Below are 25,376 nucleotides of genomic sequence, written 5' to 3'. Positions count from 1 at the left end.
ATACGATGAAGACAAGCCTGAAAAATCGGGAGGACGTTCAATTCATCGCCAGTCACTTTATTCCTCTCCAGAACAAAGCGTCCAAACCCCCGACTGCAACGCAATGCATGGGTATTAGCCCATTGGAATAATGGTACGCGCGACCTCCAGCAGCCGGACTATGCAAAAGCTGCTTCTGCCATGCCAGAACGGCAGCGCGCTGCCCCACAGGTAACGCCTCAGGGGCAGAAAAAGCGTAACAGAGGCCCTGCCCTATTTTGACCGGCAATCACTCTGTTCTGTCCTAGCCACATTCAGTTGGTAAGCTATAAAGCCCTGCTCCAGATAACCATTAGGATACCTCGCAATTTCACGCGTATTTTCTAAAAATCTCTTTTTTTGTTCGGATGTTACGGTAAATGTCCAATAGTTGTACATATAATTTCGGACAGATTTTTCCGCATTTTCATCCATGATATTCAGAACAGAACTCCCTGCTTTTTCCTTATCATTAGCAATCAGAATCAAGGGCGGAGATTTAGAACACGCGGCCAGCTTTTGTGCGGTCTTGAGCAAATCATCCAGATTGTAATTCAGCTTGTTTTTATAAGGGACGACAACATCATAGTCATTCAATGTCATCATGAACACGGGTCGTTTTGTATAGTAAGGAATTGCCTCCAGATTATAATCCATGGATGAAAGAATAGGAGAATCCTTTAAAACTTTGTCTTTATTGATAAAATCCACAAACTGTTTGGACATGCTATTGGGTTTATGCACCTCATGAAATGCCAGCAAACCAGACAGAATTACTTGAATAGTAAGTATTGTATAAAATGATACAGACCCAATTTTATTCAGGACATTACCGGTAGGCTCTTTGCCCGTGTTTTTCTTTATCCACAATAATGCAACAACAAGCATGAGCCAGAGAGCCTCATGCCGATAATTACCTTGATAAACGATAGAAAAAAACGCAGAAAATCCGATAAGAGACAACGCTGCAACAGAAAATAGAAAAGCATCACCCCACAAAACAAGGGGGGAAAACAAGATAGCAGCGTAAGCTACTGCTTCCAGAGCAAGATATACAATTTTTCCGAAAAGGTGATGGCCGAAAACACCAGATAAATAGTCTTTACACCCGAAAAAGGTCAAATGCTTGAAAAATCGGAAATGGTGTTTGACAGTCATCTCTACCGGATGAGCCGCAGCCAGATCATAACGGGTTGGATAAACTGTCATGAAACAGGCGATAAATCCCGCAATACCCAGAAAACTGTTGAGGCATGCTTTTTTAGTGTCCTCACACCACTTTTTGCCATTTTCGTGCCAAATGCTTAATGGCCATAAAACTGAAAATCCCCCCACGATCAGAGCGGAGTGTACGTTGGTATTAGCCAACAAAAACAAAATAGGACCTGAGAAAATATATTTGTATTTATCAGTTGAAAAACAGCAGGCAAGCAGCAGCATCAACAGAGCGCTTATGCCATAATTCCTATCCATAACCGTATATTCATACAGCATGGGATAGCCAAAAAGTATCAAAGCTTTGAGTCTGAAATTAAATGGCGAGAAAAACAGCAGCAATATTACGGAGCAAAGAGATATGAACAACGATGAAGCTGGCAAAACATAATAAGAATCAGTTATCCAATATAACAACTGCTCTATTTTATAGACCAAAAATGGGTGTGGATTCCCAATAATATGGATCCGGGACGTTGCCCCTATGCCTATCATAAAATTCCGCACTTCATCCCGCCATAGGGCATGATGAAGAACCAAGTATGTTATGGTTAAAATCCACAACATAAAAATTCCAATTAAATTAATATTTTTATTTTTTAATAACCCACCTTTACTCATTTTTTATTTCCACAATATTTTGCCATTTCGGAACTCATAAAGCAGAAAACAACGCCATTCAAGAGGATTTTTTAAGTGTCAAGACCATCAACTTTGAGAATTTGTGCTTAATCTTTTTCACTATTGAATACACACTATAAAATTTCAGTTCCACCAGGAACCAGAGCATTCCTGCACAAATATCCAACATTCTTCTCAAACACTGAAGGGGAAGGAGTTCTCCCCCTTCCCATACATGCACGGCATATCTTTCGGCGGTTATGAGCGCCGTTAATTGCTGGCCAGATTTTTATCTGATTTTGAAGGAGGCAAAATATGATTGAAAAGAAGGCTAAGGAAAATAGCCGTAAGAGCACCAACGGTAATCCCGCTCCCAAACACAATCCGCACCCATGATGGGAAGCTGTCTGTAATATGCGGTTGAGCCGTAACCAGCATGCTCAATGCAACGCTGGCCCCCGCAATAATGATGTTACTATGATCATCAAAATCAACCTGACTTAAGATCTGAACACCGATCATTGCGACAGTTGCAAACATGGCAAGGGCAGCGCCCCCCAGTACCGGGGCCGGAATGCTGGCGACAAGAGCCGCTGAGACCGGAAAACTGCTGAGAATGATCATAATCACAGAGGCGGACACAATAACCCAACGGCTCCGCACACCAGTCATACGCACCAGTCCAACATTCTCTGCATAACATGTATAAGGAAATGAGTTGAGAATACTGCCCAGAACAGTCGCCAAACCATCCGCCTGAATAGCGGAGGCAATATCCTCGGCATGAATGTCACGCTTTACAATGGAGCCAATGGCATAAACACCGGCAGATGTTTCGATCATGGCGATGATCATAACAACTGTCATCGACAGAATTGGAGCGATATGAAAAACAGGAAGTCCAAAATAAAAGGGCTGAGTATAAGCCACCCAAGGCAGGGCATTATAATCATGCACTTTCATGTCACCCAGCATCATGGCAATGCCCGAACATAGGAGCAAACCCAACAGCACTGCTATGGTGGAAAAAAAACCGCGTAACACCCTTTGTAAAATGACAATCAGAAAAAAAGTACCCAACGCATAATAAATATTCCTGATATTAACAGAGCTCTGCATAATGCTCGGGCTCTGGCCACCAACAATATCATTTGCGGCTATGGGAAGCAGGGCAAGCCCGACGATAAGAATGGTTGATCCCATGACCACTGGCGGGAAAAACCTTACAATTTTGGAAAAATATTTTCCCGCTATAAACGCGAACAAACCTGCTATGAGAATTGCACCGTAAATCTCTCGCAATCCTTCTATTCCGCCACCTGCAGCTACACCAATGGTGACCATCGGCACCATGGCTGTAAAGGTAACCCCCTGTAACAGCGGTAAACGGACACCAATTTTTCCAATACCAACTGATTGTATTAAAGACGCAATACCACATGTAAAAAGATCAGCATTGATCAGATGCAGCAGGTCACTTCTGGACAGGTTAAGCGCATTGGCCAGAATGATAGGTACAATAACCGCAGCAGCATAAAACGTGCAGACATGCTGAACACCATAGATAATCAGCTTGTTTAAGGGCAGCACTTCATCAACCGGATTATCCTGTGCTGATTGAGCCTTTGTCATACAACCTGACACACCTGCATTTGTTTCGCAGCACTTCATCCCAGTTCCTTCCGGCCATGTACGACTGAACTATGAGATTAAGGAAATCTTTTGAGTATTGATCATGTTCTCTACTCACGATCAAAATGGAAAGCATGGACTAGCTTATTCAACCTTAGCTCTGGTGCCCATACGTTGCCTGTAGCCTTTCCTGCAGATAATCGTAGCCACTCACAGGCGGGTAATGCGCGCTTTCACCTTGCTGGCTGACAATTGGTTCAACCTGTGCATCCGCGTCCGGGTCCAGAAAAAAGGCAATGGAATATCGCTCTCCTTCTGGGCGCAAAACACGATGGGGGGTGGAGACATACACATCGTTGCTCCAGCGCATCAGGCAGTCCCCAATGTTGCAGATAAACGTGCCGGGAATAAGTGGCGCATCCATCCAGTCACTCCCCCGTGGGCGCACCTGCAGGCCGGACACACCATTAACGGCCAGAATGGTCACATTGCCATAATCCGTATGTGCCCCTGCCCCCGGAGCCTGATCGGCATATTTTGATAGAGAAGGCGGGTAACGCAGCAGACGCAGCGTTGCCATGGGGTTTTTGAACTTATCAACAAAAAAGTTCTCATCCACGCCAAGGTCGCGCGCAAAACCACGGTGCAGGGCCGCACCTATATCCAGACATGTTGTAAAATACGCCATCATCAGGTCCCGCCACCCCGGTAAATCGGGCCATACATCTGCATCATCCACATTATGGGGGCTGATATTGAAGGCTTCCTTATTATCGGGCAGGGATGTCGTATCAAGCCGCTCGACGCCCAGGCCAACATAACCCCGATTTTTGCCAAGCCTGCTCATGGCGACCTTTTCCTTGGCGCTGGCAGGCTGGTTGAAGAAAATGCGTGAAGCTTCAAAAAGCTTGTTCATCATTTCAGGCGCAACACCGTGGCCGGTAATGTAAAAAAAACCGGCTTCGCGGCATGCCCTGCCAAGGGCTGCAGCCACTATCTTACGCTCCGCGCTGCTGCCATGGCGGAGTGCTGCAATATCAATAACAGGAATAGGGGGAACCATCGGACGTATCCTTTCAAACGCAGGACGCAAAGACTGATGCTGATCGTCAGGCAGGCGGGTGGCGTCTCCCATGGTATGGGATGTCTGGCCATGAATACCGCGCTGCCGGATACTGCGTGGGCTCTGGCCATTCATCAGCCGGACCTCACGCGAAAGATGAAATGCCGATCCATACCCGGTAATATCGGCGATACTGGCAAGCGACATATCTGTATGCCGTATAAGGCGCAAAGCCGCCTGAGCCCTTACGTTACGTAAATACCGTATAGGGGTTGTACCCTGATGGCGACGGAACAGGTCGATCAGGTAAGGCGGTGTAACACCAGCCACGCTAGCCAGTTGCTCAAGGGATGGTTTTTCCGCGTAATGCTGGTCGATATAGGATTTTGCCGCAATCAGGGAGGGCGGCATATGCCCGATAACGTCCTGCCCCGCCTCTATACGCCATGCCGCAAACAGGGCCTCGCCCAAAGCATTGCGTAATGTATCCAGCGTGGGCGAGCTATTCAGGCCGCAGTTAATGCCCTCACGAAACAACGTGAGAATACGCTGGGATGCGCGAACCCTGTCCCCCAGAAAATCACTTCTGGCTGGCAGGGCAGACTTGAGCAGCGGTGTTTCGCACCACATCACACGGCTGCCCGGAGCGTAAGTGGAGCGACGGCCTGTTCTGTTGATAAAAATACCGCATTCACCAGCATGCAGCTCGCGCCGGTTCCTATCAATAACCGTGCTCATGGTACCTGTTTCCAACAGGATCAGAGCAGCATAGGCACCACTGGTGACCCTGAACTCCCCTCCATCGGGGTAAGCCGTTTGACCAAACGAGAAATTGGCGCCACGCCTGATAAATGCGGTTTCCTGAATCTCTGACAGATCGAGCCTCCTCACATAGCGCACGACCTGAATTATAGTTATGATTCCGGAATGATAAATAGCTCAAATGGCTAAAAACATATCCAGAATTAAGATATGGCAACCAAGGAGGGCACCCACCCCAAAAGATCAGGCCTGTAGCAAGCACGCTGGAAGCTGGAAAAATACGGGCGGCCTGAAACACCGCCCGACTGGACCGCTTTACAAAGCACTGATCACTTTAAGCCCTGCCAGAACAGCGTTGGGAATGACCGATGTCTCCCCCGGGCGCATCATGTATTCAAACTCGGGAGTTACAACCAGCCCCGGCATGATGGGGATACCATAATACGCTTCCAGAATAGCAGAGTGGGTCTGAGGTGCATTAACATAGGCCCCCATGGACATGCCTGCCATCTGGCGCAATCGTTGCCCATACGTCGTGCGGGGGCTGAGCTGGTAATAGGAATACATGACCCCAAACCGGTCAAACGGGCGCCCGGGAATGATCCCCAGCAAAGAAGCCCCGAAATAAAACTCATTGGCGAATGTAGAATTGCTTGGAGTATTATGGACAAATCCCGCCAGCACATACCCCCCCGCCATCTGGTGCTGCCCATGACTGCGGTAAACCATCTGGTCCGTCTCGATATAAAACGTATCTCTGGGCTTTTCCTTATGCTTTTGCACGGACCCGGAAAAAGCAGGCGGAACAACCCCGATCATGTCCGCATAGGGGGACGTATCATGCGCATACCCAATTTTGTAATGACCGGGCAATTTGCGTTCACCAAAAAAGGGTTCCCAGGTCAGTTCCACAGGGGTCTGAATACCAGTGTACGGCTCACTCCCCCACGCCCAGCCTGTGTTATCAACCGCTTTGGGGCCAATGCGGTACACGCCTGTTCGTAAAATCAGATCCCGCGTGGGACGTATGCGGAATGTTCCGCCCCACGATGTTTTAGGATATACGCTCCAGCCTGCAGGCTCACGAATGGCCATAGGTGCGGAACACATGGTCATGAACGTGCACAGCAGCACCGAAGTGGAATAGGTATGCGTGAGCGCAATACGCCCGAGATTAATATTGATCCTGTTGTTCAGGAACGATTTTTCTACGTAAAGGTCTGCCAGACGTGCGGCGGCAGGGCCATGAATACTCCAGACCTCGGTCAGCAGAACATTGCGCTCGCCCACGTGGTCCCACCCAACCTGCCGGCCCTCCCGGTTCATGACAATACCGTGCAGGAACCAGCCTTCCAGCGGTTTCCATCTGGTTAGCCGGCCCAGATCAAACAACATGGCAATACGCACTTCATGCGTGTAGTCCATTCCTTTGGAAAGGCCACCGCTCATATTCCCCATGCCCTCACCCTTATAGGTTAGTTCAAAGCTGAAACCATGGTTCGCCAGACGGTCCCGTAAGGGTTTAAGGGAGGGCATAAGGTTGCCAAATGCCTGCTCGGACACATAATACCCTGCACTAATATCCCCCCGCCGCAAGGCATCTTCATTATGGTTCAATAATGAGGAAATACTTTCCGTCTGAAACAAGGATTCCAGACGCTCTTCCGCAATAGGCCGCTTATGTTTGGTCGGGGGCGGTGCAGTGCCATGCCCCCCACTGGCTTCAGCACCCGCGGACACAGGCAATTTTTTAACGTCCTGCGCCATTACGGCGTAAGGCACAGCCAGCAGAACAAGCCCCAAAACAGCAGGCAATTTTGCAAGAGAATAAAAGATACAACACCGCAAGGCATATACTTTGCGGCTATGACCCCGAAATGTGGACATGGCTTTATCCAAAACTGCAAGCATCCGCCCCAGCTTGCGCTGAAACAGAGGCACAACATTCCTGATTTACAGAATAAAGGCGCGCTTAGAGCTTGCTGACGACAGGCAAGCTTACGGGCACCTTATTGTGCTGTTGCAGGTCTGGGGGAGCACGGAGCATCATTTTGTCAGACATTTTTTTCTTTTTCTTATGACTGTTTTTTATGAGGCTAAACCGGGTTTTAAAAATTTTCAATTCACGTTCTTGTCGCTTATTTGTAATAACAACAGAACATACTTCAGTAATTCATTTTTCTGCTCAGATAATATAATATCTGTCTGGTACCGGCATACCTTTACGTATTGCTTTCAAGTATCGCCAAATTGGTTCTTTGCAGCCCGTAGAATGCTGTAACCAGCCGGTTTCTAAGCTGATTTCTTTATTGCCTTAAAACACAGGTCAGTTTCAAAAATATCTCTGTTCATCTTTATCTATGAACACTCTTGTTACAGAAGAATGGAAACCGTGCCAGATTTTATGAGGCTACAAGCACCCTCTTTACAAGGCACGGTTCCAAAAATGGAATGTCTTTAGTCAACACCCACCATAACATCGGATGCCTTGATCACAGCATAGACAGACTCTCCGTCCTTTAGCCCGAGGTCTGCCACAGCCTCATTGGTAATGGATGCCATAACAATAGCTCCACCTGCAATTTCGATGCTCACATGAGAGGTGGTTGCACCTTTTTCTATTTTTCTGACTGTACCTTTGATCTGATTGCGTGCGCTAATCTTCATTATTCTATCTCCAGCATTTTTATCAGCTATCTCCCTCTGACGGACGGTAGAGAGAGTATTGCAGGAGCCAGATGCTCCTTCTTTTATATACTGCCACGTCCTGTAGAAAACACCAGCTTACTACAGTGCTTACAGTTGGAGTTATTGTGCTTTACCCCCAGCCAAGCCACAACACGCCGGTATTTGTCAGGAACAAATCACCAACGCGTGGCGATAAGCCGACTATGCCGCCTTGCGGCCACTTATAGTGACAAGCCCCTTTTTGCGCCGAATGGGAACCGGCAATCGCGCCAGATTGCCCATTCCTGCCAGAAACTGAACCTGTCCGGCCGCGATGAAGTGCATTCTACCGAACAGGCAGGAAAAACCCTTGCATCCGGCGTAGCAATGCCGCGCATGGGAGCACCATGTGCACTTGGTCTATACGCCCGTTTTAGGCTCTTCCACCAAAGACAGACGTTCCTGATTGGCCTCGGCTATTCTTTTAACCAGCCAGCCTATAAATTTGCGGGAAGCCCCCACAGGATCATCTCCATAATGGCATTGTTCATGCCATTGTGCTGCATCGGAGCCTTCCAGCCCCCGTGCAGCCAGCCAGTGCGTTATAAGGCTATGGCGCAGTGAGTGCCTGCTGGCACTCTGCCCGCCCCGCGTGGACATCCAGTGGTACGACAGCACGCCCAGATCGCTCACCAGCTCCTTGGCATAGCTGCAGGAATGGGCTTTTACGCGGTACTCTGCATGCCATTTGACAAAATGCTCGGGAGGCATGGGGGGAGAAATGCCATATCCCTGACCAAAACGGCAACCCAGATGGTAGATGGCCTCAATAACATCATCATCCTCCAGACCTTCCACAATAACCAGCTCATGGAAATCTATCCCCATATCCAGCACGGACTTAACCATGCTGAATGTCTGAAGAGGTGCTGTGCGGATATTCCGCAAAAGCCCTTGGTCAACCTTGATAATATCAAACGGCAGGGAAGAAAGGCGGAGCAGGTTACTATAACCCGACCCCAGATCATCAATCGCGATCTTGACCCCTACCGCCTTGAACTTCTGGATGGCAATATCCTGTATGGTCGGGTCGATCATCTGGGTTTCCAGCAGTTCAACCGTTAACTGCTCGGGGCGGATGTTATAGCGCTGCAAAGCACTCTCAACCCATGCTGGACCATCCTCATTTAAAAGATAAGTGGGAGGCATATTCACGGCCAGGTTGATAATCTGCCCGTCCTTCTGCCACTGCTGCAATAAGCTTAGAGACTCCTCAAGCCCCATATGGAACAGCCTGTCGAGCTCATTCTGCCCAAGCAGGGACAGGAAGCTCCCGGGTTCGATAATGGCACCATTAGTATCCTGAATACGCACAAGTGCTTCAACTTCCAGCAAATCTCCCGTGCGCAGGTTTACAATCGGCTGAACGTACATCCGCAACCCATCGCTGAACAACCTGTCCCTCAGGTAGCAGGACTGTTCTTCCGTCACGACGGACCCCCGGGGGAAGCAGCACCGCATCCACATCTGCTCCCAACGGTGTTGCAGGCTGCGGGCAAACTGCTGCATGCGCTGGGTTTCAAACTGGTTAGGGCATGCACCAAACAGGGCCAGCACAACCGCGACCTGCTCCTCCTCCATGGAAATGGGGATGCTGATGGACGAACTTATGCCCAAAGCCTGCATCATCTCCCGCCATGGAGCGGCATTGGGGTTTGTGGAATAAGAGGCACAGGTCTGCTTCTGTCGTGTCCGCCATGCCAGACCGGTCACAGTATTACCAAATACCGATTGCGCATTCACAACAGGCTGGCTGATGATCTGCTTCAGTCTTTCGGTCAGCTGGGCACCAGCAGACCCTCCACTATGTTCAACCACCAGCTCACCAGCAGGGTTCATCCGGAACAGCAAAACAGCTTTAATACCCGGCAGGCTGCCCAGAGCCTCTATGCCCTGCGCACTCACATCCGGCCATACACCCCCGGCAACAGGCAGACGCTTGGAAAGAAGAGAGAAATATTTTTCCTCTATCTTCTGCCCGGCCTCAAGCTGTGCACCTTTATCATCCTGCAAGCGCATTTCGGTTGTCAGGAGAATATGGTACCGGTCATACGCACGCAGCAGCGCTTTATCCAGACTATCAATCAGCAAACGTCTATAAATACTATAGGCTTCTCCCAACAGGGCGGGGGAAATACCACAAAGCATGTGAATGGCACCCAGCTTTGCCGCCTGTTGCAGAATATCCTGCCGTTGCGTTTCTGCCCCCAGTAAAAAATCCAGATGTGCAGCCTGCTTTTGCTTCAGGTGCTCAAGCTGCTCTGGTGTCAGGACAGACAGAATAGACTGCGCCTCGCTCATTTTTGCCAGGCTGTCGTAAAAACACTCGATAAAATTCTGCCGTATCCGCGTCAGAAACGTTTTGGCGCGGGTCAGCAGTTCCGCAGCTTCTGGCCCATATGGGTTAAAGGCAACCTGTTCCACGGCCTCCTCAGCAGGCATCTGCCGGGTATTGCTGGCCATGCACCACCAGTTCTGGCGGTTGGCCTTGTTCTGCTTGGACAAATACATGGCCGCATCGGCACGGCGCAAAAGCGTGTCGGGGTCTTCACCATCAACCGGATACAGTGCGAGCCCTAACGTCATGCCCACCATGGCAAAAGCATCCTGCGCAATGGCAAAGGGCGTTTCCACGGCTTTGTGCAGGTTATCCAGAATTTTTGTAGCCTGTGTTACCCGCAATAGCGGGTCCAGATTTTCCAGCACAATAACAAACTCATCGCCGCCCAGCCGGGCAACGTAATCCGTATGCCGGACATGCTCTTGCAAACGACGCCCAAGGGCCTGCAAAAGACGGTCCCCCGCCTCATGCCCATAACCATCATTAACCTGCTTGAAGTCATCCAGGTCCAGCATACCCACAGCCACCGAACTGCCCTGACGGACCGCACGGGCTATGGCCTGTGGCATATACTCCTCCAGCGCCAGACGGTTGGGCAGGCCTGTTAGCGGGTCATGCCGTGCGCGGCGTGCTTCCTCATTCTGGAGTTTTTCCAGCCTTTTCTGGGCATCCAGTTTATCCAGCGCATGGCCCAGCAGTTCCGCCACCTTCTGGCACAGACCTATACACTGCTCATCGAACATATCTGTGCGAATTGATACAAACGAGATAACGGCCCAGCGCACGCCGCCCCGCCAGATCGGGACCGCCAGCACGGCACGCCACTGGTTACGGTACAGAAAATCATACCACGGCGTATTTTTCTGCTCCCCCAGTTCGTCATTACTGTAAACTAGGGTCTGTCTGTCCCATGCCTCCACGGCGACAGGAAACTGGGGCGAATCTTCCTGAAAGCCAAACTTCAGGTTGGTCATCCCCTGCGTGCCAGCCCCCATGCAGGAGAGGATATGCAACGTGTCGGACTCATCCTTCCGACCAATCCAGACTGCCTGAAAAAGCGCATCATATACCAGATCGGCACATGTTTTATCGCACATCTCGCTTTCGGTAGAAGCCTGCAACACCGCATCGGCCGTGTTAAGAAGGGCGCGATACAGTCTCTGCACTAAATCCAGATTTGTTGCATTCTCCATAAAACAGACTAAAACCTTCCCCAGAGTTTATGAATGACACAAAAACTAAAGTCCAAAACACCAAAATGGGTTTGCAGTGCGTATACAACCTAAAAACAGGAAGTTTTTATAAAGTGAAAACGCCGCAAACCGGTTACAATATATTTAATTATTAAATACATAACGGTATCAGATACAGAACCCCCTGTGCTGACAGGCAGATTTCCACGCGTTTAAAGACCCCAGACTATTCTACACCCGCATTGCGGTCAGACACGCCGGGGAACAGATACCCACGCTCCCGGCAACCCTGACCAAAACCTGAACACCAGAGAGAGAACCCGGCTTTTCCTTAGGCGGCAGGTTCTTTTTCTTTGGGCATTTCCATGATCTTGATGCAGCTAGACAGAATCTTCCCGTTCAAAAAGCTGTCACGCACAAACCGGCGGGACACATCTGCGGGCTTATGCTGCCCATCGGACCGGTTTTTATTATCGTCCAGCACAACGGCACCTGTTTTGGGGTCAAAATACCCAAAATCGCATAGATGGGGGTTTCTGATATCCGCCATAATATCAAACAGATGGCATTTATACTCCCCAATCCAGATTTCCGTTCCCTTGCGGTTGGAAATATCGGGGTAGTTGAAGGTCAGCCCACGCGCATGGAAAAAGTCAAAAATACCCCCCATCAGGCACTGGGTTGCCTTAACCTCACGCGGGTTGAACTCAAAACCATAATAAAAATGCTTCTGATAACGGATTTCATCTGTGGGCAGGTATTTCTGGTTAAACAGCCCCATGAACTTCTGCAGGCCGTTAGGGTTCGCCTTTACCTTGACAGGATCCTCATGAAAGAGGGCTGTTCCACGGTAATTGAAGAACACGGGAACAATAATATGTTTTGGGTTTTCCCACATGGGAAATCTCCTAAAGACCTGACCACACAATAAATAATCTAGTTTGTTATGATTCTGCCAGCTTTGACAAGCTGCCCGTGTTCATAACCCTCAACCAAAATCACCAACGACCAATATCGGCGAGAGAGGCAGCAACATGCAAGTAACCTTACGAATGCACAACCGGCTTTGATAGCTTTACCCTAACGCCAGACCGAGCGAGACGTGGCACCATGTGCCTCCAATTACCTGCTTATACCTTTTTAGCATAGAGCATTCCTCCACCCGCCCAAACGCAATCTGCCCCGCCAGCGCCCACAAGGGGAGCATAACGGGGCAGACTTTGTAAGCGTTACCGGGCCTTCAGGGGCATGCACCTTTATCCCGCGGCTTATCCGCCACAGGCAGCAGCCCTCATGGATGCTCAGGCGGCGTGGGCTGGGCTGCCTCCTTGCCCGAAGCTGGCACGGCAGGCGGGGAGGCAACAGTTGCAGGTGCTGCGGTTGCCGGCGCCGGCACCGGAGCAGATGCGGAAGCAGGAGCCGGGGCCGGGCGCGGCTGGCGCATGGCCGCAACCTGCTCGGCATTAACCTGATGGTCCCCACTCCCGAACCTGATGGTCAGGTAATTGACCAGTCTGGCAATTTCCTCATCACTCAGGCGTTGCACGTCGGAATGGCTGCCAAAAGAGGGCATGCTGGCATGGCCAGACGGCGTCGTGCGGTTAACGCCTTCCAGAATGGTCATGATCAGGTTATCCGGCCGCCCCGAACCCACAACGGAGTTGGTATAAAGCGAGGGCACATACTGGTCCGCCGTTCCTGCGCCATTGGCACCATGGCAGGCTGCGCAGTTTGCATCGTACAGTTCAGCCCCACCCATTTCGTACAGATCACCGACCTGATGGACAACACCGGACCGAATATCAGGCTCCTGTAGCGCCTTGCCAAAACTGTCCCGCGCCTGATGCTCCATGTCATCATCATGGGCGGGAACCTGTTTGATAAAGGCGGCCAGCGCATGCAGGTCCTCATCGGTCAGATGGCTGGTGCTGTGCTCAACCGCCTCTCCCATGGGGCCAGCAGCCTGACTGCGCCCTTTGGCATGGCCCGTTTTAAGGTAGGCTACCAGATCATCCTCGCTCCAGTCCCCTATGCCGCCAGTATTGCTGGGCGTAATATTGGGCGCGAACCAGCCATTCAACTGGCTCCCGGCCAAGTACTGGTCCTGCTGCTCCACCAGCATAAAGTTACGGGGCGTATGGCAGGTGCCACAATGCTCCAGCGCAGTAGCCAGGTAATGGCCACGGCGGAGTTTGTCATAGGTTGCGGAATCCCCTGTTTCGGGCTTTTCGCTCTCGGCCAGCATGTTCCACGCCATCATGGACATACGGATATTACCGGGGAACCCCATTTGTGTTTCAGGCGCTTTTTCCGCCACCGGCTGCACGCCGTGCATGAACCATGTGTACAGCGCCTTGACGTCCTGATCAGTCAGCCCGGCGTAGGACACGTAAGGCATAACGGGGTAAAGATACGCCCCATCCTTTCGCAGGCCACGGCGCAGGGCTTTTTCAAAGTCCTCCAGCGTGTATGCACCAATGCCGTTTTGGGGGTCAGGCGTTATGTTGGTGGAAATCACCGCCCCTTTGGGGGTGGCAATTTCCAGCCCCCCGGCAAAGGGCTTGCCGCCGGGGCGCGTATGGCAGGCCACGCAGTCACCCGCGGTTGCAAGGTATGCACCACGCGCCATAAGTGCCTGCTCGTCATCCGCAGCATGGCCGGGCGTGGCATGCACTCCGCCAAAGACCGCCCCACCCAGCAGAACAGACCAGAAAATATGTTTGAAATCAGCCATGGAGCAGTTCTTTTTTCAACGTATCGGCAACACGCAGCGCTATGGCCGCTACGGTCAGGGTGATATTCCCCGTTCCCACGGTCGAAAAGACAGACGAACTGGCAATAAACAGGTTTTCATGGTCATGCGTGCGGCAATGCCCATCCACCACGGAATCCTTGGGGTCCACGCCCATAATGGTGCTGCCCGAGGGATGATCCTGCGGGAAGTAGCCCGGTGTCCATTCTTCATCCGTGCCATGCATCAGGTGGATCAGTTGCTTGAACACACTACGCGTGTGGTCACAGCTACGCACCGTGTACTGGGGCAGTTTGTAATAGACTTCGGGGTGCGGAATACCCAGTACGTCTTTTTCCGTCTTACTCAGGGTCAGGCGGTTTTCGGGGTCGGGCAGGGCCTCGTTATGGCTGAACAGACGCACCGTGTGCGATGCAAGGTAGCGGATCTGCTCTTCCAGCTCCCGACCGACATACCCTTTGGAAATGGCAAGCTGGGTGGCAAAGTCCACCTGATTGTCATCCACCATATGCACAAGGTACGCACCGCGTTCGTTCCGCCAGCTTCCATCCCGGAAATTGTCGATCACGTTTGTTTCCAGCGGCCCGCGCCCCGGCCAGAGCGCCTTGTCCCCGCTAATAAACGTCACCTGCACGCCGGTATGGTCCATCATGTTCCGGCCAACATGGCCTGAACTGTTGGCAACCCCATCGGGGCTCTGCTCATCGGCGGACAGAAGCAGGAGTTTGGCGGTTTCAATACAATGGGCGGCAATAACAAAGTATTTTCCGCTCACGCGGTGCGACCCTTTGTCGGGATCGTAATAGTGTACCGCTGTAACTTTTTTATTCGCGGCATCACGCTCAATTTTGTACACAACCGCATTGGGGATAAACTTCGCCCCGGCTGCCTCAGCATGGTAAACGGAATAGCTACCGTTATACATGGCCCCGATCGGGCAGATGGGCATGCAGTTATTATGCCCTTCGCAGGTTGGCCGCCCATCATACGGGCGCGTGTTGCGGGCCTGCGGTTCATGCACAATGCGCCAGGGGGTTTTTTCCGTAATCAGCTTGCGGAACTGCTCCCCGGCATAGGACAGGGGCAGAGCTTCCATGGGATAGGGCTGCTTGCGGGGGGAACCAAGGTCTTCCACGCTTGGGTCCGGCCCGCAAACGCCCATCATCACCTCGGCCTGGTAGTAGAATGGCTCCAGGTCATCATAGGTCAAGGCCCAGTCACGCCCCTGCCCGTAACGGGTTTTCAGCTCAAAGTCCGATGGCAGGTAACGCCATGCGCAACCGGCCCAGTGCCATGTTGTGCCCCCCATAAGCCGCAGATAAGCCTGCTGGTATGCCTCTGCATCCGGGCCGGTCGTGTGGAGGTATTTATTGGGGGACTGCTGGTTGGGCGGATGGGGCGCCCACGGCGTGCTGGGGAACGGCCCCTGATAGGAGGGTTTATTCTCCAGATTACGAAAGTTCTCTACAAAATGCTGCCGGTCCACGCGCGGACCCGCCTCTAGCACGATAACGGATATTCCAGCGCGCACCAGTTCGTTGGCAATGGAACTTCCGGCAACGCCGGACCCGACAATAACAACATCAGCGGAAAGATTCTGGTCAGAAGACATAGGTTTGGACTGCTTCAGTTCTTCAGGTGGGTTCCACGACAAACGGCGAGGGCGAAAGGGCCGGCAGACCGGTCGGACGCGCGACCTCGGGCGGCTTGGTGGTCCAGTAGAATGGACCACCAGCGGCGTAGGTCTTGGGGTAAATTGCATCTTTGGTGATGTCGAACATCAAGGCCGTGCGGTACACAACGACCTTGCCCCCCGCAACACCACGGTACCAACCGATCATGATGTCATGAATCGTCTCTTTTAAGGCCTTGTCGGCTTTTTCTGCTGCTTTTGCCAGTTCGGCCGCGGTGATCAGCCTGTATTTTGCCTTCAGGTCATACAGGGTTTCAATCTGGGCCGTACGTTCAGGTTTGGCCTGCACCATACCGGCGTACAGGGCAGCGCCCACGGTGGAGTCCAGCTCCGTGCGGTCCGTCAGGCAATGAGAGACATCCATAAACCGGGCAAGGCCGGGGTCAACGGCCGGCACGGGTGGAGGCACTGTATCCAATGCCGGAGCAGCACTGGCCCCACCCCATGCTGCCAGAGCACCAATGCCCGAGAGCAGCACATCACGACGCATCAGCCGCATGGACTGGTTCAGCTTGATTGCATTGGGCGATGCACGCCATGAACCCGCCACTGGGGAACGTCTTTCTTGCGTCACAAAAACTCACTCCACCCTAAAATCATAACCCCGACCGGAACGCAGAATATCCCGGACATTATTGCGACAACCGAACAGACAGTCTGCCCTCTACATAAACCAGAGCACTGGCTCCAAGGGGTGATAAAGCGGAATAACTCCTCTGAACGAACAACAGAACCCCCAAAAAAGAGCAGTTATCGCCCGATCACAGCCCTCCGGCCCATAGGGAACCAGATAAAGCGCTTTATTCCTGTGTTGATATTTTTGCGCATACAGGCAAAAGTGGAGTGTTATATCAAATTTTTCTTTACCTTACGGCACCTCCGGCATGCGCCTGCCCTGCCAGCACTGGGGTTGTGTGCCGCAATACAGGCATATGCCAGATAAGGGCCACACTCCGTTAAAAACGGAAGGTCACGCCACCATGAGCACCACTGCTGGAGGAAGGCCCACCATACTGCCCTAGATAGGACACGCCGATATCTATCCGGTCTGTCAGTTTAACACTCACCCCCACATCCATGACCGCCGCGTTCGGGCTCAGGGATATGCCGGCAACCTCCATGCCATAGGAGCCAGAGCCAATAGCAAAGGCCTCATGCGTGGTGGCTGTTAACAGGCCAAAGGCGTGCCGGTAACCTAATGTGGCATGTGGAGTAACCCATGCTCCATGTGTCTGGAAAGAAGCGGAAGCCCGCACCCCGAACGTGGCAAACGTGACCCCACTGGTCATTGCCCGCCCACGCAGTGCTGCCACGCCCCCACGCTCCCGGAAGGAACTGGTATGCTGGTTTACGTAAGCCACATTACCAAACGGTTCCAGCACAGCCCGCCCCGTATGGAACCGGTAGCCCAGTTCGCCCACACCCTGTGCCGTGCCTCCATCATAATGGCTAGACAGGGTGTTGCCAAAACCCGCAAACGCCACCCTGCGTGAGAGGGAGAGCAGGTTCCATGTGTAATCGCCCTCTATATGCAGGCGCCACCCGCCCAAACGCGCGCCCACATACCCCCCCAGCGTTATGTTGTTGCTCCGGCCAGACGCGCTGCGCCCTCCGCTGTCCACCATGGAACGGCCATAACTGACCAGCCCCCCAACGCGCCACCGGGCCTCCTCCCCCAAAGGCGTATCTGCCCCCATGATAAACCCGGATGTAGAATGGTGCAGGCTGGCCGCATTGCCATTGCCGCTATTATTGCCAAAACCCCCATAGGCCTGGCTCCACACTGCCGCGCGCTCTGCCGTGCAGCCCTCCTCCACACCGCGCCCATGCCGCGTGCCCAGCACATGCACGTTTTGCCCTGTTGGCCCATTATCACACCAGGCTCCGGCCAGCCGGTCGGATACGGCCTGCCGCACATACATGGAATCCTGCACCAGAACCGTGCGCATGGAGGCATGGACTTCGCCCGACAGGGCATCCAGCGCACCATCCACCGCGCGGGTACCCCCAAGCTGCACTACTGTACGCACCACGGAACTATCCAGCGCCACGCCTTGCAATCCATTCCCTGCGGCCCGCTGGTTCCGTGTCTGTGCCACTGCGGCAAAAGGCACAGAATTACGCAGTAATTGCAGGTTTACCGTATTTGCCGTGTAAAGCAGGGTGGGAGATAAAAATGGGTAAATGCTCGCCTGTTCCAGACTCACCCCTTCATACTGCCCACTTACACCCTGTGCAGCGGATAACAGGGTGTATTGCTCCCCGTAACGCAGGTTCTGCTCGGCACCCAGCAGGCGCACGGTGCCACCGGACAGGTTTGCACTCCCCGTAACCCGCACCAGTTCCTGCGTGGTGGACAGGTTATTAACCAGCAGGGAGGAACCCTGGCTCATGCTCAGGTTCCCCACCACATTCAACTGCCCACCAGTGCTCCCCACGCCGGGCGAAAGAGCAGCACCGGAGGCCACCGTTGTAGTGCCAACACTACCCTGCCCCGCCAGAGTGGCCCCGCCAAGCACATTCACCGCGCTGCTGACCCCGCCATCAACCTCCAGCACCCCGGACTGCACATCCGTCTGCCCGGTGTAGGTATTGGTCCCGGATAAAATAAGTGTCCCCTGCCCGGCCTTGGTCAGCCCCCCATTGCCCGAGAGCGTGCCAGACAACACCGCCATTCTGCCATTAGTATCAAAGGTGGACTGCACGCCACCGGTCAGCTGCATGGCCATTTGCGTGGTTAAGCCGGAATTAATCAGCTTGATGCCCCCGCCAGACAGGATCAGATGTGACTGCCCGCCCGTTCCCTCCTGATCCACCAGCGCACTGAGCGTCTGGCCATTGGCAACCCGGTCCCCCAGTGCCAGCGTGCCGCCGGATTGCAGAATAAGCGTGCCATCGCCATTAGTGTTGTCCGTACCAAAATAGACCTGCCCGCCCACAAACAGCATACCGCCATTGCTGACCTGTGTTGTACCCGTGCCGCCTGCGCCCCCCGAACCACCATTGACGTAATAATCCTGGCTTGCCTGCAAAAGGGAATTGGCACCATCCACCGTTACAGTGCCTATGCCATCACCATACATCCCAATAGCCACTGTACCCACCAGCACCCGCCCCCCATTGGTAATGTTAAGGGTGCCGTAGGTTTTGTTGGTCGTGCCAATAAACGGGCTGCCGTAATTGCTGTTATCCCCCGTTGCCACAACCAGAAGGCTCTCGGGCGATGTCACTATCTGGGAGCCCGCGCCAGAAACATTGACCAGACCATCCCCCCCACTCCAGCCAATCTGCATAACCGAGCGGTTGAGCAGCAGAGTCCCTCCCCCCTGAATGGAAAGAGTGCTGGTGCCCGAGGTGGTAAACCCGACATAAACCTGCGCAGTGGATGTGACCGTGGCCCCTGTGCCCACAATTCCCAGCGTAGCCCCACCATCCACGCAGAGTGGAGATGGGGCTATATTGTTTGAGCAGGCCCCCCCCGGTACAAAAAAACTTTCCTGACCATTCACCACATATGTTGTCTGGCTTCCGGTCAGGTACAGGGTGTTATCTGCGTGAGCAGCCTTTTGGAGCGCCACATTCAACCCGACCAGAATACCCAGAACCGGGCCTGACAAAGCAAACGAACGGACTTTGGCGCGAGAAAACAGTACAATTTTAGTGCTGTTTTTGCCCATGGAAATGCCTGCACGATCTAATTTCATGCGACTGTATTCCTTATCAGATTAATGCTGTTACTCATGAATTTGTCTTAATGATAAGCACACATGAAAATATATTGAGCGTTAAAAAAACGGTTATTCCAATTTATTGAGATTATTTGATATTTTATTAATTGATTATAAATACGTTTGTTTAAAAATTATTGACTGTATGTTTTTTGTTCTTATTTTTCTAACTTAGTTCTGTTCTTTCTCTTCCGCTGGATAACAGTAATCCAACACCACCAGCAGCCAGCGCCAACTCAAACATGGCAGGAAATGCAGCCATGCAACAGAAAGCCTTCCCACCCGTAACACTCTGACTGCATCAGAAAACGGAAACACCAAAAAGGATGCTCCCCCTGCTACATCATCTGGATACGCTGCTTCAGCATTACGGTTACGGTATCGTGACCCTGCTTGTTCTGATGGAGAGCATGGGCCTGCCTGTTCCGGCCGAAACCTGTATTATCACCGCATCGCTGTACTGCCTCAAAACCCACCATCTGGCCATTCAGGGTGTTGCGCTGGCAGCTATTGCCGGGGCGATCATCGGGGATAATCTTGGCTACCTGATCGGGCGGCATTTTGGGCTTCCGCTCCTGCAAAAGCATGGGCGCAAGGTCGGCCTGACGCCAGAACGGCTGGTGCTGGGCCAATATCTGTTCCGCCACCACGGTAGCGCCATTGTTTTTCTAGGGCGGTTTGTTTCTGTCCTGCGCGTTTTTGTGGCCCTGCTGGCTGGGGCGTGCAACATGCACTGGAAGCGCTTTATGCTTTTTAATGCACTGGGCGGCACATGCTGGGCCGGGGGGTACGCCATGGGCACCTACCTGCTGGGGCGCAAAATATCGGAAGTTTCCGGCCCGACCGGCATAGCCATAGGGGTGCTGACCGTAATCGGCCTGCTTGGCTCAGGTCTTTTTTTACGCAAGAACGAAAAACATCTGACCCAACTCGCCCTTGCCGAAGAAAAAAACCTCGAATCCCCGCAGCAAAGCACCACTTCAGCCGCCTGAAAGGCTGCTCCATTCACGCTGGCCGCCTGTACTGGATGATATTGTGAAACGGTTCCGTTTCGTTTATTTAGGACTCAACAGCAACCTCGTCATCATGACAGCAAGGGTTTACCGGCATGGCGGTCACACATCATGAACCAGACCACCTGCCCGCCTCCGCGCTGCCGCTTGGGTGGTAACCAGCACCGTGCCTTACTCTCGACCGCTGCATAATCTGGAGTATTCCGGGGAGCATGCCCCAAGCACTCCACCTAGTCTTGTGGAAGAAGCATGCTCGGCTCTGGAGCGAATTGGCTGCGACCTAAAAAAACCCGCAAAAAGCATTGTGTTCCGGCAAGGGGAAAGTGCCGATTTTATCTATTTCATACAATCCGGGGCACTCAGGCTGGATTACCAGCTTGAAGATGGCCGCAATCTGGTGCTTGATTTTTTATGGCCCGGCAGGGTTTTGGGCATTGTAGAAAACGATGTTTACGCTTGGTCTGCCATTGCGCTGGTGGACGTACACCTCAAGCGCCTGCGCCGGAGTGCCGTGCAAACCCTTGCCCAGAACTATCCGGGCATAACGGATTTACTGCTCAAGCAGAAAACAGCCTCCCTTATGGCGGCCAAAAACCATATTATTCTGATGTCCCACCCAACAGCGACCAGCAAACTGATCGGTTTTCTGCTCGATTACAGCAAACAGCCTGAATACTTCAACCAAGCAACGCAGGTGTTAACGCTGGTTATGAGCCGTAAGGATATTGCCGATTATCTGGGCATGACGTTTGAGACAACCAGCAGAATTTTCAAATATCTGGAAACCAAGAATTACATCAAAAAAATCAACCACCGGCAGATACAACTCAACACCCGCATGCTGCTGGACCCATAACCTGTTCGGCCAAACCTACCTGCGCGGCATAATCCAGATCAACCCATCATCTTTTTCTGGTCATAGCTTTGGAAGACCTTATTTTACACCGCTGCGCAGATCATAAACACGCCTGCTTTTTCAGACTTTTTTATATTCTACGCCCCTGTTCTTCCTACAGTTTACTGAAAAACCACTGTGCCAGTCTGGCACTTCCGGTCGTTTAGGCAGCCTGAATTCGCCCTGTATGGATGGGTCGCCAAATTGGCATATCTAGACTGGAGCAATACCCGTTAAATCACTGCTTCGTTACCGGTAAGGCGCTGAAAGGATAATCGTCTCCAGCCGGCCACACGAGGATCGGTCAGGGTGAAAAAACAGTCTTTTCCATATCTCTACACGCAGGACCTCTGGTATTTTGGGCTATCATGCGTTCTGGGCTGCATAATCAGCTTCCCCCGCGCAGCTCTGGCGGATAATAGTGCCGAAATTGCACAATTGCGCAGCATGGTTCTGCAACTTCAGGCACAGGTTAAAGACCTGCAGAAAAACCAGCGGACACCCCGTAGCCCCCTCCGCCACCAGCCCCGTGCGGAACAGAGCCCCACCAGCCACTATGCCTCTGGTCAACAGGCTTCTGGCACAGCGGGCACACGTCTGGCACGCTCCCCCTCCATGCCAAGCCAGCAGACGGAAGAACTGGCAGGGCCAATCCGGATCAACAACCAGCCAGTCGAACCATTTTCTGCCGACCCTGCCCCCACAACCATGGCGCAGGACACGCCAAGCGTTAAAAACATCAACCTGTCTTCTTCCAGCCCTACCGCGCTCACCCAGACAGAAGTGGACAGCCTACCCCCTATTTTTAAAATTGGCTCAGTCTCAGTCAAACTGGGTGGTTTTGTGGATATGTCCAATATCTACCGAGATAAAAACCTGACCTCAGGCCCTGCAACCCCTTGGGGTGCCTTCCCTTACTCCGGCAACCCCAATGCCCATGCCTCCGAATACCGCCCGACCGCCCAGCTCAGCCGCTTCAGCCTGCTGATTGAGGGCAGACCCGCCCGGGGGGTTACCGTTGAAGCTTACGTGGAAAGCGATTTTGGCGGTTCTGGCAGCAATTCCAATGCCGTGCAGACCAACAGCTACGTGCCCAGAATGCGACAGGCCTATCTGGCGGCAGACGACCGGGATCTGGGCCTGCACTTTCTGGCCGGTCAGGCATGGAGCCTGACCACGGGCTACACCAGCACCCTGCTGCGCAGGCACGAACAACTCCCCCCTGTTGTGGATAGCAACCTTATTCCCGGCGTAACCTTTACCCGTGTGCCTCAGGTGCGCTTTATCAAGGACTTCCACCGCAAGTGGTGGCTTGGCCTGTCAGTTGAAACCCCGCAGGCTACCCTTGGGTTTGATGATTCCACGCTGGATTCCGGCGGCAACATTCCACCCGCCATGGGGCAAACGTCTGGCCCGCATGTAATCTATAACAGCACGGGTACAGGCATGCTGGACCCCGAAGCCCATTATAGCCTTGATGCCGCGCCGGATATTGTTCTCAAGACTGCGGTGGACACTTCTGCCGGGCATTACGAACTATACGGCTTGGCACGGTGGTTCCGCACTATTGTTGTCAATGGTGGGGGCAGTGGGGGGCTTGGTGGTCAGGCGCATTCCCGGGTTGCCTTTGGGGGCGGTGTTGGTGGCTCCATGGCTGTGCCGCTTCTGTCTGGTAAAATGCAGCTAGTGGGGGATGTGCTGGCAGGCAGAGGAATTGGCCGTTACGGCCCCAGCCAGTTACCCGACATGACCTTCCGCAGCACCGGCGCACCCGCCCCCCTGCACGAAATTATTGGCTCCCTTGGCCTGATCGGCCACCCGACGGACAACCTGCTCCTGTATTCCTATGGTGGTGTGGAAGCCGCCCACCGCACGGTGTATGAAGGAGCTGATGGCAACTATTACGGCTATGGCTCCCCCAATGCCAGACTTTCGGGCTGCTCCCTGATGATGGGGGTCTGCAATGCCCAGACCCAGTCCCTTATATCGTACACAATGGGTGGGTGGTGGCACCTGCTGGATGGGCATTACGGTAGTGTTATGGCGGGCCTGCAATATACCTATGTTCGCAAATTTGCTTTTCGGGGCGTGAATGATACCGGAACCACAACCCGACCAACCGTAAACGGCAACACGGTTTTTGTAACCTTCCGGTATTATCCTTTCCAGAACTAGGCCAGAAGCAGGCTGGGGACTTGAAATACCTGAAGACAAAAACCGGAAAACACAGGGGCCTACAGCTCCCCCTCGCCCTGCTTGGCCGGGATTAATCCAGCCTTACAGGGGGGCGAATAAATGTTTCAATCCTGTCCGCAAAAATGGAGGCCAGACCACGCAGTAATCCGTACAGTTCAACCTGATGTTTTCTGTAAAGCATGATATGGCCAATACGGGCAGAGAGCCCGCGCATAAAGCCGCCCCCCAACACACGCCCACCCGGCAGGGCCGCCCAGCCATTATAATTGCCCAAGGCAACAATAGCCCCCTTGTTATGAAAAATGCAGCCAGGCACTTCTTGACCGTGCTCAATCCAGGCAGGCAGGTGCCGGGCAAGGTGAATGGCCTGCTGGCGGGCAACCTGCGCGGTTGCTGGCAAAGGGTCATCCACAATAAAGGAGCAGTCCCCCATTGCAAAAATCCGGTCGTCATCCACTGAGCACAGGTTGGGTTTAACCTGTATCTGCCCTGCACGATTGAGCGATAGCCCCCCATAGGCACGCGTAACTTCCGGCGCTTTAACCCCAGCAGCCCAGACACGCAGCATGGCAGGCACATGCGTGCCATCCTTGAGGATAAAGCCGCTCTGATCCGCCCCTGCCACTCTGGCCGATGTGCGCACGGTTACCCCAATACGTTCCAGCTCCTGCTGCGCTGCCACGGAAACAGATTCGGGAAAAGCCGGGAGAATACGTGCACCGGACTGAAGCAGCGTAATACTGAGTTTGGGCGGCTCCTTACCAAAGGCATGCAGGCTGACCGGATCCACGATTTCGAGCGATTTATGCAGCTCCGCAGCCAGCTGGGTGCCCGTTGCACCGCCACCAACAATGGCAATATCCAGCTTGGATGTGCTGGCGAACGCCTTGAGCAGTTCCATGCGGAACTTCTCGTTAAAAGAATTGGCTTCGACCAGATTATCAATAAACAGGCAGTTTTCCTTAACTCCCGGTGTACCAAAATCGTTCGCGCAGCTCCCCACCGCCAGCACTACGGCATCATATGTCAGTGTCCGGCTTTCCAGCACCGGCGTGCCATCGGACGCATGAAAAGGGCTTAGAGTTACCTGCCGTTTCTCCCGATCCAGAGAGACGACCTCACCGGGCCAGAACTCAAAATGGTTGCCGCTGGCCTGCGACATAAAACTGATCCGGTCATTTTCGTTCATGACCGTCCCTGCCGCAAAACAATGCAACATGGGCTTCCACACGTGGCAGAAGCTTTTATCCACCAGTGTAATGCGGGCCTTACCCTGCCTGCCCAGCGTTTTACCCAGACGCGTTGCAAGAGCCAGCCCGGCCACACCACCGCCAACAATAAGAATTTCAGACCTGGATGCCATCGGTTTTACCAACCTCTTTAAAAAACACGCAGAATGGAAGAGCAGCCAAAAGGGTTTCCCGCATGGGAAACACAGAAGAATTATTTTAGTCCGGGAGTTTCAGTCTGATACTTTTATAAAAAAGTATCTTATTCAGTCATTATTTTTTTGAAAAACCCGGTGGA

The 25,376-nt window shown here is 52.8% G+C and carries 15 protein-coding genes; 3 read left to right on the top strand and 12 right to left on the bottom strand.

The window, feature by feature from the left end; genetic code table 11:
* Window positions 1-252: 252 nt before the first annotated feature.
* The 11 genes from LKE65_RS04585 to LKE65_RS04535 form a co-directional block, all read right to left on the bottom strand.
* Window positions 253-1,854: a hypothetical protein gene (locus LKE65_RS04585; protein WP_278740603.1), complete on the bottom strand. Its 1,602-nt coding sequence runs from the start codon at window positions 1,852-1,854 to the stop codon at window positions 253-255.
* A gap of 270 nt (window positions 1,855-2,124) precedes the next feature.
* The gene (locus tag LKE65_RS04580) at window positions 2,125-3,486 is read right to left on the bottom strand and encodes a nucleobase:cation symporter-2 family protein (RefSeq protein ID WP_278740602.1); all 1,362 of its coding nucleotides are present in this window, start codon (window positions 3,484-3,486) and stop codon (window positions 2,125-2,127) included.
* 154 nt (window positions 3,487-3,640) lie between these two features.
* Window positions 3,641-5,440, bottom strand: coding sequence for a 2-oxoglutarate and iron-dependent oxygenase domain-containing protein (locus tag LKE65_RS04575; protein ID WP_278740601.1), 1,800 nt, complete (start codon window positions 5,438-5,440; stop codon window positions 3,641-3,643).
* Between the two features lie 186 nt (window positions 5,441-5,626).
* Window positions 5,627-7,078 carry a carbohydrate porin gene (locus LKE65_RS04570; RefSeq protein WP_278741762.1) on the bottom strand — a complete coding sequence of 484 codons (1,452 nt, stop codon included), beginning with the start codon at window positions 7,076-7,078 and terminating at the stop codon, window positions 5,627-5,629.
* A gap of 690 nt (window positions 7,079-7,768) precedes the next feature.
* Entirely contained in the window at window positions 7,769-7,978 is a 210-nt protein-coding gene (locus LKE65_RS04565) for a TOBE domain-containing protein (protein ID WP_086645129.1), read from the bottom strand.
* A 420-nt stretch (window positions 7,979-8,398) separates the two neighbouring features.
* Window positions 8,399-11,545, bottom strand: a complete 3,147-nt coding sequence (locus LKE65_RS04560) for a bifunctional diguanylate cyclase/phosphodiesterase (RefSeq protein WP_278740600.1) — start codon at window positions 11,543-11,545, stop codon at window positions 8,399-8,401.
* Window positions 11,546-11,903: 358 nt separating this feature from the next.
* Window positions 11,904-12,470, bottom strand: a complete 567-nt coding sequence (locus LKE65_RS04555) for a hypothetical protein (protein WP_086645127.1) — start codon at window positions 12,468-12,470, stop codon at window positions 11,904-11,906.
* A gap of 393 nt (window positions 12,471-12,863) precedes the next feature.
* Window positions 12,864-14,306, bottom strand: coding sequence for a cytochrome c (locus LKE65_RS04550; RefSeq protein ID WP_095350199.1), 1,443 nt, complete (start codon window positions 14,304-14,306; stop codon window positions 12,864-12,866).
* Window positions 14,299-15,936 (bottom strand): GMC family oxidoreductase, encoded by a 1,638-nt coding sequence (locus LKE65_RS04545; protein WP_278740599.1) that lies wholly within the window; start codon window positions 15,934-15,936, stop codon window positions 14,299-14,301. The genes LKE65_RS04550 and LKE65_RS04545 overlap by 8 nt, the downstream gene beginning before the upstream one ends.
* 22 nt (window positions 15,937-15,958) lie before the next feature.
* Window positions 15,959-16,591 carry a sugar dehydrogenase complex small subunit gene (locus LKE65_RS04540; RefSeq protein ID WP_408744027.1) on the bottom strand — a complete coding sequence of 211 codons (633 nt, stop codon included), beginning with the start codon at window positions 16,589-16,591 and terminating at the stop codon, window positions 15,959-15,961.
* 382 nt (window positions 16,592-16,973) lie between these two features.
* A complete protein-coding gene (locus LKE65_RS04535; RefSeq protein ID WP_278740597.1) occupies window positions 16,974-19,721 on the bottom strand; it encodes an autotransporter outer membrane beta-barrel domain-containing protein in 2,748 nt (915 codons plus the stop codon).
* Window positions 19,722-20,071: 350 nt separating this feature from the next.
* On the opposite strand from LKE65_RS04535, the gene LKE65_RS04530 reads away from it, so the two are divergent.
* The 3 genes from LKE65_RS04530 (at window position 20,072) to LKE65_RS04520 (ending at window position 23,828) form a co-directional block, all read left to right on the top strand.
* A complete protein-coding gene (locus tag LKE65_RS04530) occupies window positions 20,072-20,737 on the top strand; it encodes a DedA family protein (RefSeq protein ID WP_278740596.1) in 666 nt (221 codons plus the stop codon).
* A 187-nt stretch (window positions 20,738-20,924) separates the two neighbouring features.
* Window positions 20,925-21,614 (top strand): Crp/Fnr family transcriptional regulator, encoded by a 690-nt coding sequence (locus LKE65_RS04525; protein ID WP_179290174.1) that lies wholly within the window; start codon window positions 20,925-20,927, stop codon window positions 21,612-21,614.
* 348 nt (window positions 21,615-21,962) lie between these two features.
* Complete coding sequence (locus LKE65_RS04520) at window positions 21,963-23,828, top strand: hypothetical protein (RefSeq protein WP_278740595.1); 1,866 nt, start codon at window positions 21,963-21,965, stop codon at window positions 23,826-23,828.
* A 91-nt stretch (window positions 23,829-23,919) separates the two neighbouring features.
* Here the strand turns inward: LKE65_RS04520 and LKE65_RS04515 are convergent, their stop codons facing one another.
* Complete coding sequence (locus LKE65_RS04515; RefSeq protein ID WP_253529785.1) at window positions 23,920-25,212, bottom strand: NAD(P)/FAD-dependent oxidoreductase; 1,293 nt, start codon at window positions 25,210-25,212, stop codon at window positions 23,920-23,922.
* Window positions 25,213-25,376: the final 164 nt, after the last annotated feature.

Origin of the sequence: Acetobacter fabarum, assembly GCF_022483405.1 — a bacterium.
GTDB lineage: Bacteria > Pseudomonadota > Alphaproteobacteria > Acetobacterales > Acetobacteraceae > Acetobacter > Acetobacter fabarum.
This window is presented reverse-complemented; position numbering and strand designations above follow the sequence as displayed.